12 protein-coding genes are annotated in these 12,591 nt (G+C 58.0%); 9 read left to right on the forward strand and 3 right to left on the reverse strand.

The genetic code is table 11. The features are described from left to right. Window positions 1-88 precede the first annotated feature (88 nt). The 4 genes from ftsZ (at window position 89) to recN (ending at window position 5,830) form a co-directional block, all read left to right on the forward strand. Window positions 89-1,834 carry a cell division protein FtsZ gene (ftsZ, locus tag RQI55_RS02365; protein ID WP_311272262.1) on the forward strand — a complete coding sequence of 582 codons (1,746 nt, stop codon included), beginning with the start codon at window positions 89-91 and terminating at the stop codon, window positions 1,832-1,834. A gap of 275 nt (window positions 1,835-2,109) precedes the next feature. After that, window positions 2,110-3,072 (forward strand): UDP-3-O-acyl-N-acetylglucosamine deacetylase, encoded by a 963-nt coding sequence (gene lpxC, locus RQI55_RS02370; RefSeq protein ID WP_192064471.1) that lies wholly within the window; start codon window positions 2,110-2,112, stop codon window positions 3,070-3,072. A gap of 201 nt (window positions 3,073-3,273) precedes the next feature. Further along, complete coding sequence (locus RQI55_RS02375; RefSeq protein ID WP_082249788.1) at window positions 3,274-4,140, forward strand: outer membrane protein assembly factor BamD; 867 nt, start codon at window positions 3,274-3,276, stop codon at window positions 4,138-4,140. 16 nt (window positions 4,141-4,156) lie between these two features. Beyond that, complete coding sequence (recN, locus tag RQI55_RS02380; protein WP_243255526.1) at window positions 4,157-5,830, forward strand: DNA repair protein RecN; 1,674 nt, start codon at window positions 4,157-4,159, stop codon at window positions 5,828-5,830. On the opposite strand, the gene RQI55_RS02385 is transcribed toward recN, so the two are convergent. Further along, window positions 5,827-6,441 (reverse strand): LysE family translocator, encoded by a 615-nt coding sequence (locus RQI55_RS02385; RefSeq protein ID WP_243255528.1) that lies wholly within the window; start codon window positions 6,439-6,441, stop codon window positions 5,827-5,829. The genes recN and RQI55_RS02385 overlap by 4 nt on opposite strands. 114 nt (window positions 6,442-6,555) lie before the next feature. Between RQI55_RS02385 and ligA the strand changes: the two genes are divergently transcribed. Beyond that, window positions 6,556-8,727: an NAD-dependent DNA ligase LigA gene (gene ligA, locus RQI55_RS02390; protein ID WP_243255530.1), complete on the forward strand. Its 2,172-nt coding sequence runs from the start codon at window positions 6,556-6,558 to the stop codon at window positions 8,725-8,727. Between the two features lie 6 nt (window positions 8,728-8,733). Here the strand turns inward: ligA and RQI55_RS02395 are convergent, their stop codons facing one another. Continuing rightward, complete coding sequence (locus RQI55_RS02395; RefSeq protein ID WP_243256939.1) at window positions 8,734-9,630, reverse strand: DMT family transporter; 897 nt, start codon at window positions 9,628-9,630, stop codon at window positions 8,734-8,736. Between the two features lie 156 nt (window positions 9,631-9,786). Between RQI55_RS02395 and RQI55_RS02400 the strand changes: the two genes are divergently transcribed. Both RQI55_RS02400 and RQI55_RS02405 read left to right on the forward strand, forming a co-directional pair. Further along, complete coding sequence (locus tag RQI55_RS02400) at window positions 9,787-10,377, forward strand: 3'-5' exonuclease (protein ID WP_243255531.1); 591 nt, start codon at window positions 9,787-9,789, stop codon at window positions 10,375-10,377. A gap of 69 nt (window positions 10,378-10,446) precedes the next feature. Further along, window positions 10,447-10,935, forward strand: coding sequence for a CreA family protein (locus tag RQI55_RS02405; protein ID WP_243255533.1), 489 nt, complete (start codon window positions 10,447-10,449; stop codon window positions 10,933-10,935). Window positions 10,936-10,977: 42 nt separating this feature from the next. Here RQI55_RS02405 and RQI55_RS02410 read toward each other — a convergent pair whose 3' ends face one another. Then, on the reverse strand, window positions 10,978-11,445 hold the full coding sequence (locus RQI55_RS02410; RefSeq protein WP_042616074.1) for a chemotaxis protein CheW: 468 nt from the start codon (window positions 11,443-11,445) through the stop codon (window positions 10,978-10,980). Between the two features lie 221 nt (window positions 11,446-11,666). Here RQI55_RS02410 and RQI55_RS02415 point away from each other — a divergent pair, with 221 nt between their 5' ends. Together RQI55_RS02415 and RQI55_RS02420 are read left to right on the forward strand one after the other, a co-directional pair. Then, on the forward strand, window positions 11,667-11,825 hold the full coding sequence (locus tag RQI55_RS02415) for a hypothetical protein (protein ID WP_192064100.1): 159 nt from the start codon (window positions 11,667-11,669) through the stop codon (window positions 11,823-11,825). A 127-nt stretch (window positions 11,826-11,952) separates the two neighbouring features. After that, window positions 11,953-12,552, forward strand: coding sequence for an SCO family protein (locus RQI55_RS02420; RefSeq protein ID WP_192064099.1), 600 nt, complete (start codon window positions 11,953-11,955; stop codon window positions 12,550-12,552). Window positions 12,553-12,591 lie beyond the last annotated feature (39 nt).

The following is a 12,591-nucleotide window of genomic DNA, read 5'->3' on the forward strand; positions in this document are numbered from 1 at the left end:
CTCTGTCTGCCCACAGGCAGGGGACTGAGCAAAGTTGAGATGAATTGGTCTGCGGGGCGATGCGGCCAGAGAAAGAAGGAATGTTAAAATGACGATACAGCTGCAAAAGCCTGATATCACCGAGCTGAAGCCACGTATCACCGTTTTCGGCGTCGGCGGTGGCGGCGGTAACGCTGTCAACAACATGATCACGGCAGGTCTTCAGGGCGTCGACTTCGTTGTCGCCAACACGGACGCACAGGCCTTGACCATGACGAAGGCAGACCGGGTCATTCAGCTCGGCGTCAATGTTACCGAAGGTCTGGGCGCTGGTTCGCAGCCAGAAGTCGGTCGCGCTGCTGCTGAAGAGTGCATCGATGAAATCATCGACCACCTAAACGGCACGCACATGTGCTTCGTAACAGCCGGCATGGGCGGCGGCACCGGCACCGGTGCTGCTCCAGTCGTTGCACAGGCTGCCCGCAACAAGGGCATTCTGACGGTTGGCGTCGTGACCAAGCCTTTCCACTTTGAAGGCGGTCGCCGCATGCGTCTGGCCGAACAGGGCATCGAGGAACTGCAGAAGTCCGTCGATACGCTGATCGTCATTCCAAACCAGAACCTCTTCCGTATTGCCAACGACAAGACGACCTTTGCCGATGCCTTCGCAATGGCTGACCAGGTTCTCTACTCTGGCGTTGCCTGCATTACCGACCTGATGGTGAAGGAAGGTCTTATCAACCTCGACTTCGCTGACGTTCGCTCCGTAATGCGCGAAATGGGCCGTGCAATGATGGGTACAGGCGAGGCTTCAGGCCAGGGCCGTGCAATGCAGGCTGCCGAAGCTGCGATTGCAAACCCGCTGCTGGACGAAACATCGATGAAGGGTGCGCAGGGCCTCCTGATCTCCATCACCGGTGGTCGCGATATGACCCTGTTCGAAGTCGACGAAGCTGCGACCCGTATTCGCGAAGAAGTCGATCCGGATGCAAACATCATCCTCGGCGCAACATTCGACGAAGCTCTGGAAGGCCTCATCCGCGTGTCGGTTGTTGCCACGGGCATCGACCGTGTTCCTGGCCAGATGGAGCGCAACGCAGAAGAACTGCGCCAGGCTGCTGCTGCAAAGCCACTTATCCGTCCTTCCGCGGCCGTTGCTTCTGCTCCGGCCGCAGTGCAGCCTGCCCCAGTGATGCAGGCACCAAAGACGACCATCGACCCTGTTGCCCAGACCATTCGCGAAGCCGAAATGGACCGGGAACTGGCACTGGCGGCTGCTGAACAGCGGCTTCGTCAGGCCCAGGCAGAAGCCGAATTCCGGCCTCAGAGCAAGCTGTTCGCAGCTGCTCCAGCGGAAGCACCGGTTGCTGCTCGCCCCGCAGCACCGGTGCACACTGCACCTGCGCCAGCCTACCATGCTCCAGAACAGGTCGCAGCACCTGCTCCTCGCATGCAGGCTCCGGCTCCGGTCTACCAGGAACCAGCTCCAGTCGCCCGTGCGCCTGAGCCAGTTCGCATGCCAAAGGTCGAGGACTTCCCTCCGGTCGTAAAGGCTGAGATGGACCATCGCGCTCACCCGGCTTCTGCTGTGCCGGAAGAGCGTGGCCCAATGGGTCTTTTGAAGCGGATCACCAATTCTCTTGGTCGCCGTGATGAAGATGACGCCGTTCCATCCGACATGACGGACGCGCCGAGCGCTGCTGCACAGCGTCGCCCGCTGTCGCAGGAAGCCAGCCTCTACGCACCACGTCGTGGCAACCTGGATGACCACGGCCGTCAGACGCCATCGTCTGCCAGCCAGCATGATGACGACCAGCTCGAAATTCCGGCATTCCTTCGCCGCCAGTCGAACTGATCTGTCGATTCTTGATCTCAAGCGATACCCGGGTCCGAAAAGCCCGGGTATTTCTGTTATAATGAGGTGATTTTTCTGCCGGTTAATTTAGCAATTTCAAACGTTTGGGTCTGTTACAAAGCGAAATCAACAGTGATTTGAGATAGCGTCTGACAGTGCGTATGTATGACCCTGAGGCGAGAGGGTAACGAGGCACAGCCTAAGGTTATCGTCCCCGGTTGAAATTTGGATCGTGCGGGTATATCGCGCAGGTTCACATGAAAAGGCTTACTCGCATGACCATCGGACTGCTCGGTTTCCAGACAACAATCGCCAACTCCGTTCAACTGAATGGCATTGGCGTGCATTCCGGCAACCCGGTTTCCATGACGTTCCAGCCGGCGGAAGCGGGCACAGGCATCGTGTTCAGCCGCCAGCATGACAATGGCGACATGACCGAACTGAAAGCCGTTTCGGCCAATGTCGGCAATACCGATCTTTGCACCGTCATCGGTCGCTCGGCAGCGCAGTCCGTTGCGACGGTTGAGCATGTCATGGCCGGTATCTACGCCATGGGCATTGATAACCTGATCGTTGAAGTCGATGGTCCAGAAGTTCCGATCATGGATGGAAGCTCTGCGCCTTTCATCGAAGCCATCGAATCAGTTGGCACCGTCAATCTTGGCGTGAAGCGCCGTTACATACGTGTGGTAAAGCCTGTTCGGATTGAGGCCGGTGCATCATGGGCCGAGTTCCGCCCCTATGACGGCACACGGTTTGAAGTCGAGATCGATTTCGACACGCCGTTGATCGGTCGGCAGACATGGAAGGGCGATCTGACGGCTGAGACCTTCAAAAACGAGCTTTCCCGCGCCCGTACCTTCGGTTTCATGCGTGATGTCGAGCGCCTTTGGGCTGCTGGTTACGCGCTGGGTTCGTCGCTTGAAAATTCCGTCGTGATTTCCGATGATCATACGGTCATCAACATGGAAGGCCTGCGTTACGAAAAAGACGAGTTCGTGCGCCACAAGACGCTGGATGCCGTTGGCGATCTGGCCCTGGCAGGCGCGCAGTTCATCGGCTGCTATCGTTCCTATCGCGGTGGCCACAAGGTCAATGCCAACGCGCTGAAGGCGCTGTTGAGCGACCCCACGGCCTATGAAATTGTAGAAGCGCCAGCCGCGCGCAGCCCGGTTGTTCGCGCACGGGAGTTTGTTCCTGTGCAGCAGCAGCTGGAATTTGCGCCCTGGTCTGCGTAAGCAGTGAATTGTTGAAAGAAGAGCCGTCCTTTGGGGCGGCTTTTTTCTGTGCGGGTCAAAGATAATCATCAACGACAGGGTGCCGCGCCATAAAAATGCGTTATTGCTTCATCATTGCGTTGCCCTACTAACGCTTTTATGGCTAGAAACGCCTTGTAGAAGCCGATGTTCTGTATTGACGCAGGAAGTGGGAACTGACGAATGAAGCGTGTAGTGTCTGGTGCAATGAATGGAACGGTACGGGGAGCACTCGTATCGCTAATGCTGATCGGCGCCGGAACGCTTGTAACGTCTTGCCAGTCCGATCCCGATATCGACATTACAAAGCTTGGCGTTGAGACTGACCCGCCTGACGTTCTGTACAAGCAGGGCCTTGCCAACATGAATGCTGGCAACATGACGGAAGCCGGTCGCAAGTTCTCCGCCATCGACAAGCAATACCCGTTTACCGAATGGGGCCAGAAGGCGCTTGTCATGAACACGTTCATCGCAACCCGCCAGAATCAGAACGAAGCTGCCATTACATCAGGCTCACGCTTTCTCAAGCAATATCCCCGCGCCAAGGATGCGGCCTACGTTCAGTATATGATCGGTCTTGCCTATTCCAAGCAGATCGCCGACGTGACGCAGGATCAGCGCGCTGCACAGCGCACGATCGATGCGATGAACAAGGTCGTGAACGACTATCCAACCTCTGAATATGTGCCGGATGCGCAGGTCAAGATCCGCTTTGCGCGTGACCAGCTCGCTGGCCGAGAAATGCAGGTTGGCCGTTACTATCTCGAGCGCAAGGAATATCTTGCTGCCGTTTCGCGCTTCCGCATCGTGGTCGAGCAGTACCAGAACACCAACCAGATCGAAGAGGCCTTAGCGCGCCTGACTGAAGCCTATTACGCCATGGGCTTGGCGGATGAGGCGCAGACGGCTGCTGCCGTTCTTGGCAACAACTACCCAGATAGCCAGTGGTACGGCGATACCTACAAGCTGTTGAAGGGGCAGGGGCTTGAGCCACGCGAGAACAAGGAGTCCTGGATTTCCCGCGCTGGCAAGAAAATCGTGGGTGCCTGAGAATAGAGCATAAGACATGTTGGTCCAGCTATCGATCCGCGACATCGTTCTGATCGAACGGCTCGACCTAGGGTTCGAGGCGGGCCTTTCTGTGCTCACCGGTGAAACGGGTGCGGGCAAATCCATTCTTCTCGACAGCCTTTCGCTGGCCCTTGGCGGGCGCGGCGATGGCGGTCTCGTGCGCCATGGCGAAGACAAGGGGCAGGTCACAGCAACATTCGAAGTGGGCATGGAGCATCCGGCCCGCCTTTTGATGCGTGACAATGGCCTCGATGACGACGGTGACCTGATTTTCCGGCGCGTTCAATCCGCCGATGGCCGCACCAAGGCCTATGTCAACGATCAGGCGGTTTCCGTGCAGCTGATGCGCCAGCTTGGCCAGCATATGGTGGAAATCCACGGTCAGCATGATGACCGGGCATTGGTCGATACCAACGCACACCGCACACTTCTCGATGCATTTGCGGGTTTGACGGATGAAGTGGTCTCCGTGCAATCGCTCTACCGCACCTGGAAAGACGCGGAGCGCGGCCTCAAAGTTCACCGCGCCAAGGTGGAAGCGGCAGCCCGCGAGGCGGATTATCTGCGCGCATCCGTTGAAGAGTTGGAAGTTCTGGCGCCGCTGGATGGCGAAGAGGACGAGCTTGCCGAACGCCGTGCCGTGATGCAGAAATCCGAGCGTATTGCGGGCGATATTGCCGAGGCGAGCGATTTTCTGAACGGCAACGCATCTCCCGTGCCAGTCATTGCCTCCATGATGCGACGTCTGGAGCGCAAGAGCCACGAAGCGCCCGGTCTTCTGGAAGAAACTGTGCAGTTGCTGGACGCGGCGCTCGATAATCTTTCCAACGCACAGATGGAAGTCGAGAGCGCCTTGCGCCGCACCGAGTTCGACCCGCGCGAGCTGGAGCGCGTCGAGGAGCGTCTGTTTGGTCTGCGCGCTGCGGCCCGCAAATATTCCGTTCCGGTGACAGAGCTTCCGGCGCTGGCCGAGCGCATGGTGGCCGATCTTGCCGATCTGGATGCGGGCGAGGAAAAGCTTGCCCAGCTGGAAAAGAATCTCGGCATCGTGAAATCAGACTTCGACCGGGCAGCCAATTCGCTTTCGGAAAAGCGCCATAACGCGGCATCGGCCCTGTCTGGAGCCGTGATGGCCGAGCTGCCAGCGTTGAAGCTGGAGCGGGCGCGCTTTAGCGTGGAAGTGACCAGCGGCGAGGCGTCGGCCACAGCTGATGGTATCGATGTCGTGGAGTTCCATGTGCAGACAAACCCCGGCACGCGCCCGGGCCCGATCATGAAAGTGGCGTCCGGCGGCGAGCTTTCGCGCTTCCTGCTGGCGCTAAAAGTTGCGCTTGCGGATCGCGGTTCAGCGCCCACGCTGGTCTTTGATGAAATCGACACCGGCGTTGGTGGTGCTGTGGCGGATGCTATCGGCCAGCGCTTGAGGCGGCTTTCGAAAACCGTGCAGGTGCTGTCTGTCACCCACGCACCGCAGGTGGCCGCCCGCGCTGCCACGCATCTGTTGATCTCCAAGGGGCCATCCGGCGATGGTTCTGAGCGGATAGCCACCCGCGTAACCACCATGCAGCCTGAACACCGCACGGAGGAAATCGCCCGCATGTTGGCCGGTGCATCCGTGACCGATGAGGCAAGGGCAGCGGCGGCGCGCCTGCTGGCGGCGAAAGACTAACGGCTAACCGCCACTGCCATGCCCGAACCTATCATCAGGCCACCAGCCGTACGGTTGACCCTGCGCACGATTTTAGGCGAGCGCAACAGCGTGCGGGCGCGCACGGCCAGCGCGACATGTCCGCCGATAACGACAGCTTCAACCGCGAGAATGACGAACGCCAGCGCGGCCAGATGATCCACGGTCAGTGATGCACCCACGACATTGGGGAGCAGGGCGACATAGAAGAGCGGCATTTTGGGGTTGCCCAGATTGAGCGCCATGCCGGTTGCGAATATGGAGAACAGGCTTCCACGGGCTTTGACGGATTGCAGATCCGGCACCACAGGTTCTGCCGTCCACAATTTAATACCCATCCATATGAGATAGGCAGCTCCGCCGTAGCGCAGCACGGTCATGACCGTGCCCATTTCTGAGGCGAGGATGGACAGGCCGAAGGCGGCCAGCGTGAGGAAGATCAAGATACCCGCGACCGTGCCCGCGCCATAGGCCAAACCGGAAGTCGCGCCATGGGTGATGGTGCGGGCGACAATCGTCATATTGTCGGGGCCGGGGCTTGCTGCGAATACGAAGAAGGTGGCAGCGAAGGCGAACAGCGTCATCGAATCCATCAGTGTGCTCCGCGTGAGAAACAATCTGAATTGTGATGTTACGCGAATGCGGGGCGTTGAAAAGTGGCCCGCCTTCGTTAAAAACGAAGTCTGTTCAAGCATGAGGCCCGTTCGATGTCGCAAGATCAAATCCCGGTGGAAAAATTGTCCGAGCTTGAGGCTTCTGCCGAGCTGGCGTTTCTGGCTGCCGAGTTGGCGCGGCATGATGCACTTTATCACGGCAAGGACGCGCCTGAGGTTTCGGACGCGGAATACGATGCGCTGAAGCGCCGCAATGATGCGATCGAGGCGGCGTTTCCTGATCTGGTGCGCGCTGATAGCCCTTCGAAAAAGGTGGGCTTTACCCCTCTGCCAACCTTCGCGCCGATCGTTCATGCGCGACCCATGCTTTCGCTGGACAATGCGTTTTCCGATGAGGACGTGCGCGATTTCGTAGCCTCCGTCTATCGCTTCCTCGGGAACCTGCCCGATGATTCGATTGCCTTTACCGCCGAGCCGAAGATCGACGGGCTTTCCATGTCGATCCGTTATGAGAATGGTAGGCTGAAAACGGCGGCGACGCGTGGGGATGGCACGACGGGCGAGAATGTGACGGCCAATATTCTGACCATCACCGAAATCCCCAATACCTTGCCCAAGGGTGTGCCTGATGTGGTGGAGGTGCGCGGCGAGGTCTATATGGCCAAGAGCGACTTTCTGGCGCTGAACGAGCAGATGGAAGCGCAGGGCAAGCAGACCTATGTCAACCCGCGCAACACCGCGTCCGGCTCTCTGCGGCAGATCGATGCCAGCGTGACGGCCAAGCGCAAGCTGCGCTTCTTTGCCTATGCGCTGGGTGAGGTTTCCAATAGCGGGCAGCCGACACGCATTGCCGATACGCAGTCCGGCATCGTGGACACGTTCCGGGAATGGAAGTTCCCCGTGAACCCCTTCATGAAGCGATTCACATCCGGCCAGGAACTGATTGAACATTATAACGAAATCGGGATAGCGAGACCCGATCTCGATTACGATATCGATGGCGTGGTCTATAAGGTCGACCGGCTGGACTTACAGGAGCGCCTCGGTTTCCGCTCCCGCAGCCCGCGCTGGTCAACGGCACACAAGTTTCCGGCGGAACAGGCTTTCACGACCGTTGAGAAAATCGAGATACAGGTGGGCCGCACCGGCGCATTGACGCCCGTTGCGCGGCTGACGCCCATCACCGTGGGCGGTGTCGTCGTGACCAATGCGACGCTGCACAATGCCGATTATATTGAGGGCATCGGCAACAATGGCGAGCGCATTCGCCCTGAGGACCACGATATTCGCGTGGGCGATACCGTGATTGTGCAGCGTGCAGGCGATGTTATTCCGCAGGTTCTGGATGTTCTGGTGGAAAAGCGCGATGCCGGTTCGAAGCGGTACGAATTTCCAAAACAATGCCCGGTGTGCGGCAGCCACGCTGTTCGCGAGCGCAACGAGAAGACCGGCAAGCTTGATTCGGTGACGCGTTGCACAGGTGGTTTTGCCTGCTCGGCCCAGGCCAAGGAGCATCTCAAGCATTTCGTCTCACGCAATGCCTTCGATATTGAGGGGCTTGGTACCAAGCAGATCGATTTCTTCTTCGAGAGTGAAGACCCGGCGCTGATGATCCGAACGGCGCCTGACATTTTCACGCTGAAGGCGCGGCAGGAGAAATCGCTGGCCAAGCTGGAGAATATCGACGGCTTTGGCAAGACCAGCGTGAAGAAGCTGTTCGACGCGATTGATGCCCGGCGCGAGATCGACCTCCACCGGCTCATCTTCGCGCTCGGCATCCGCCATGTGGGGGAAACGACGGCGAAGCTGCTGGCGCGAACCTATGGCACTTACGAGCAGTTTGAAGCCGCGATGAAAGAGGCTGCCGACACGAGCGGCGATGCCTGGGCAGAGCTCAACAGCGTCGAAGGCATTGGCGAGGTGATGGCGCGCGCCATTGTGGAGTTCTATCGTGAGCCGCGCAATCTCGATGTGATCGACAGGCTGATGAGGGAATTGCGCCCCAAGGAGGCCGAAAAGCCATCGACTGAGGGAAGCCCGGTGGCGGGCAAGACGGTGGTGTTTACCGGCTCGCTTGAGAAATTCACCCGCGATGAGGCCAAGGCCCGCGCCGAGGGGCTTGGCGCGAAGGTCGCAGGGTCCGTTTCCAAAAAGACCGATTATGTGGTCGCAGGACCGGGCGCTGGCTCCAAGCTCGACAAGGCCCGCGAACTTGGTGTGCAGACGATGGATGAGGATGAGTGGCTGGCGCTGATCGGCGGATAGATCGCGCTATTGCGGGGCTTTCCTGCGAAACAGGCGCCCGTCGATGGCCACAAGGCCTGCCGCGATCATCGCCATGCCGATGAGGTGCTTGGCTTCCAGTTGCTCTCCCAACACCAGCGAGCCCAGCAAAATGGCGCTGACGGGAATGAGGAAGGTGACCAGCGCCAGGTTGGTTGCGCCTGCTGATGACAGGATGCGGAAGAAGATGAGATAGGCGAGCGCTGTGGAGAGAAGGGCGATGCCAAACAGCGCGCTCCAGGCGGTACCGCTCGGCATGGCGAGCGACCAGGGCTGGTCGACAATTAGCGCGATGGGAATGAGGACCAGCGACGATGCGGAAATCTGTCCGGTTGCGGTGACCAGCGGCGGCACGCCCATGGCCTTGAAGCGGCGGCCGAATATGCCCGCAAAGGCATAGGATATCGCAGCGCCGAGAATGGCGAGCTGGCCCCAGAGGCTGGAGCTCTCGCCCGTTAGCGCCGATGGGCCGATCATGGTGGCAACGCCTGCAAAGCCAATGATAATGCCTACAAGCTTGTTGATATCAAGCTTTTCATCCGCAGTCAGCACATGGGCGACGATGACGGTGAAGAGCGGTGTTGTGGCGTTGAGAATGGAGGCGACGCCGCTTGCGATTTGGGTCTGCCCCCACACGATCAGGCAGAAGGGGATGATGTTGTTGAGCAGGCCCATGCCGAAGAAGGCCGGTAGGACGCGTTTGTCCGTCGGCCATCGGTGGCCCATGAACCGGCAGATGATGAGAAGCGCGACGGCCGCGATGGAGACGCGCAGGGTGACGATGGTGACGGGCGGCAATTCCCTGACGGTGATGCCGTTGAAAAAGAAGGAGCCGCCCCACAGCACTGAGAGAGCGACGAGCAACGCCCATTCGGTCGCGTTCATGTGTCTTTGCACTGCCACGTTCTTTATCCCCCTAATGATCCGCTCGATTATCGGTCTAGTGTCGGCCTGCGCCCTCTACCACCCGTTTCCTGTCACATGGTTCATTTTCGCGGCGTTTTCCTTTATGCCATGGCAATACCAAACGGGAATCGCCTCTTGAAAACCATCGCCATCGATTTTGAAACCGCCAATGAAGAGCGGGGCAGTGCCTGTTCAGTGGGCCTTGCCTGGATCGAGAATGGTCAGATCGTGCGGGTAGAAGAGCGGCTGATTCGCCCGAAGGATATGCGCTTTTCGCCTTTCAACGTCGCCATTCACGGCATCAAGCCACGCGATGTGGAAGATTCGCCCGAGTTCCCCGAGGTCATGGAAGAGTTCATCGACGACATCAGGGATGCGACGATGATTGCGCATAATGCGGCTTTCGATTTCAGCGTGATGCGCGCAAGCTTCGACAAGTATCGCCAGACTTATCCGCAGCTTTCCTATCTGTGCAGTGTGAAGATGTCTCAGCGGGTGTGGCCGACGCTGCCATCGCACAAGCTCAACATCATCGCCCACCATCTTCAACTGCGCTTCGTGCACCACAATGCGGCGGAAGATGCCGTGGTGTGCGCTGCTGCGGCCATTGCCGTGGCCAAGGCGGTTGAGGTGGAGCACATCCACCATATTCCCGAAAAGATCGGCATGGTGGCCGGGCGCTTGCATGCCTCAGGCTATGCGCCCTGCACAATGCGCAAACGCTGACCCTCAGGTGGGCTTGTTGTCTGCGCCGCAGCACCTATCTCTAATGTTATATCAATGAGGGCTAGGGTTATGGTTTCAAAGGTACTTTGTGCACTTGGTGTCGCCGCTTCGGCTGTGCTGTCAACCGCAGCCTATGCTGAGGTTGTCGGCAAGGTGGGAGTGGACTGGACGGGCAATGACATCGTTGTCGAGGCAATTGCCGATCCTGAGGTCAAGGGTGTGACCTGCCACGTAACCTATTTTGATCGCGGCGTGATCGACCGGCTGAAGAATGGCAACTGGTTCGAAGATCCATCCAACAATGCCATTTCATGCAGCCAGACTGGCCCCGTGGAAGTGGGCGATATCGACCTTGGCACCAAGGGCGAGGAAGTCTTCCGGCAGGGCATGTCGCTGGTGTGGAAGAAGATGGTCGTCAACCGCATTTACGACAAGGCCAACGATACGCTGGTCTACCTCGTCCACACACGCGAGTTGACCGATGGTTCGGCCAAGATGGCGATTTCGACGGTGCCGCTCTATGGCCAGACCGTGACATGGAAAAACGGCAAGCCGTAAGGCTCGCCGTTTCCTGGAAATCAATGATGGTGCAGCGTGGCCTTAGGCGGCTTCGCGCGACAGTTCGTCTGCAATGACCGTATCGAGGTTGAGGAAGCAGACCATGCTCTTTTCCAGCGCGACGATGCCGCGGCAGAAATCGCGCTGCTCTTCCGGAATGATTTCCGGTGCAGGCTGCAGGTCTTCGGATTTGATGGTCATCATGTCGGAAACCTGCTCGACCAGAAGGCCGACAAGCTTGCCACCGATATCGGTAACGATGATGGCGGAGCGCTCAGATGGCTCGGTCATTTTCATGCCAAGACGGCAAGCCATGTCGATGACCGGGATCACTGCGCCGCGCAGGTTGATGAGGCCAAGAACATATGGTGGTGTGTGCGGCATCGGTGTGACCGGCGCCCAGCCGCGAATTTCGCGGATCACCATGATGTCGATGCAGAATTCCTGATCGCCGAGATGGAAGGAAACGATTTCAAGATATGCGCCGGATTGCTTGATGGCGTTTGACATGTTCTGAACTTTTCCTGGCGGCTCTCTGGCAGGCCGCTTCGATTCTGGGAATATGCGGTGTCCGAAAAACTCCGGGTGACATCATGTCAGTGCTTTACCGACCGCTGGCGATCATATTGCACAAAAACCATTTAAACTTTCCCTAACGGCGCACCGCAAGAGCTAATACAAGCACATTATTTTTGTTTCGCGGCTGTTTGTTTGGCACTATAAGTGTGTTCATGAGATTTCTACTGACAGCACAGATGAAACTGCTTTACGCAGCGGTAGCCACCGTTGGTGTTTCGCTGGCTTTGGTGCTGACGTTTCAGGGCTGGATGCGGCATGGAACGGATATTTTTCTCGCCGCCGTGCAGAGCGGCGTGGCCTGGTGTTTCTGAGGCCCTGCGGGGTTTGAGACAAATCAGCGCGGCTTGCGCAATCCGAACTTTCAACAATTGCCGAAACCAATGCGTCTGGGATAGAAGCATGACCAATATGCTGGGTTGTCGCTGATTGGGGAATGCTATGAAAAACATCCGTATTGCGCTTTGGGGCGCTGTTGCAGTCCTGCTTGGCGTGATGGGATGGCTGACCATGGAACTGACCAAGAGCCGCGACCAGATGGTTGAGGAAGTTTATGGCGTGCCCTTCCAGCTGGTTGCGCAGAACGGACAGCCCATTACCGAGAAAGCCTTTCAGGGCAAGCCGACAGCGCTGTTCTTCGGCTTTACCCATTGCCCCGAGGTTTGCCCGACCACGCTGTTTGAGCTGAACGGCTGGATGGAGAAGGTTGACCCTGCAGGAACCAAGCTGCAGGCCTATTTCGTCTCTGTTGATCCAGAGCGCGATACGCCCGATATTCTCAATCAGTATGTCTCCAATGTTTCCAAGCGCATCACCGGCATTACAGGAGATGCTGACAAGATTGCGCAGACGCTGAAGGGTTACCGCATCTACGCCAAGAAAGTGCCGGTGGACGAAAAAGATCCTAATGGCGATTACACCATGGATCACACGGCATCCGTGATCCTGCTGGATGGCAAAGGCCGTTTTGTTGGCACCATTGCTTACGGCGAGAACCCTGATGTTGCCCTGCAAAAGCTGGAAAAACTCGCGAAAGGCTGATGTCGCATCAACAATATCGGCTGAAATCCATTGGACTAT

The organism is Rhizobium sp. WCS2018Hpa-16 (assembly GCF_031843705.1).
GTDB classification, from domain to species: domain Bacteria; phylum Pseudomonadota; class Alphaproteobacteria; order Rhizobiales; family Rhizobiaceae; genus Agrobacterium; species Agrobacterium tumefaciens_C.

Excerpts from the sequence above, each read along its gene's own strand:
- ftsZ (WP_311272262.1), top strand. The coding sequence starts at position 89 with ATGACGATACAGCTGCAAAAGCCTGATATCACCGAGCTGAAGCCACGT.
- lpxC (WP_192064471.1), top strand. The coding sequence starts at position 2,110 with ATGACCATCGGACTGCTCGGTTTCCAGACAACAATCGCCAACTCCGTT.
- RQI55_RS02375 (WP_082249788.1), top strand. The coding sequence starts at position 3,274 with ATGAAGCGTGTAGTGTCTGGTGCAATGAATGGAACGGTACGGGGAGCA.
- recN (WP_243255526.1), top strand. The coding sequence starts at position 4,157 with ATGTTGGTCCAGCTATCGATCCGCGACATCGTTCTGATCGAACGGCTC.
- RQI55_RS02385 (WP_243255528.1), bottom strand. The coding sequence starts at position 6,441 with ATGGATTCGATGACGCTGTTCGCCTTCGCTGCCACCTTCTTCGTATTC.
- ligA (WP_243255530.1), top strand. The coding sequence starts at position 6,556 with ATGTCGCAAGATCAAATCCCGGTGGAAAAATTGTCCGAGCTTGAGGCT.
- RQI55_RS02395 (WP_243256939.1), bottom strand. The coding sequence starts at position 9,630 with ATGAACGCGACCGAATGGGCGTTGCTCGTCGCTCTCTCAGTGCTGTGG.
- RQI55_RS02405 (WP_243255533.1), top strand. The coding sequence starts at position 10,447 with ATGGTTTCAAAGGTACTTTGTGCACTTGGTGTCGCCGCTTCGGCTGTG.
- RQI55_RS02410 (WP_042616074.1), bottom strand. The coding sequence starts at position 11,445 with ATGTCAAACGCCATCAAGCAATCCGGCGCATATCTTGAAATCGTTTCC.
- RQI55_RS02415 (WP_192064100.1), top strand. The coding sequence starts at position 11,667 with ATGAGATTTCTACTGACAGCACAGATGAAACTGCTTTACGCAGCGGTA.
- RQI55_RS02420 (WP_192064099.1), top strand. The coding sequence starts at position 11,953 with ATGAAAAACATCCGTATTGCGCTTTGGGGCGCTGTTGCAGTCCTGCTT.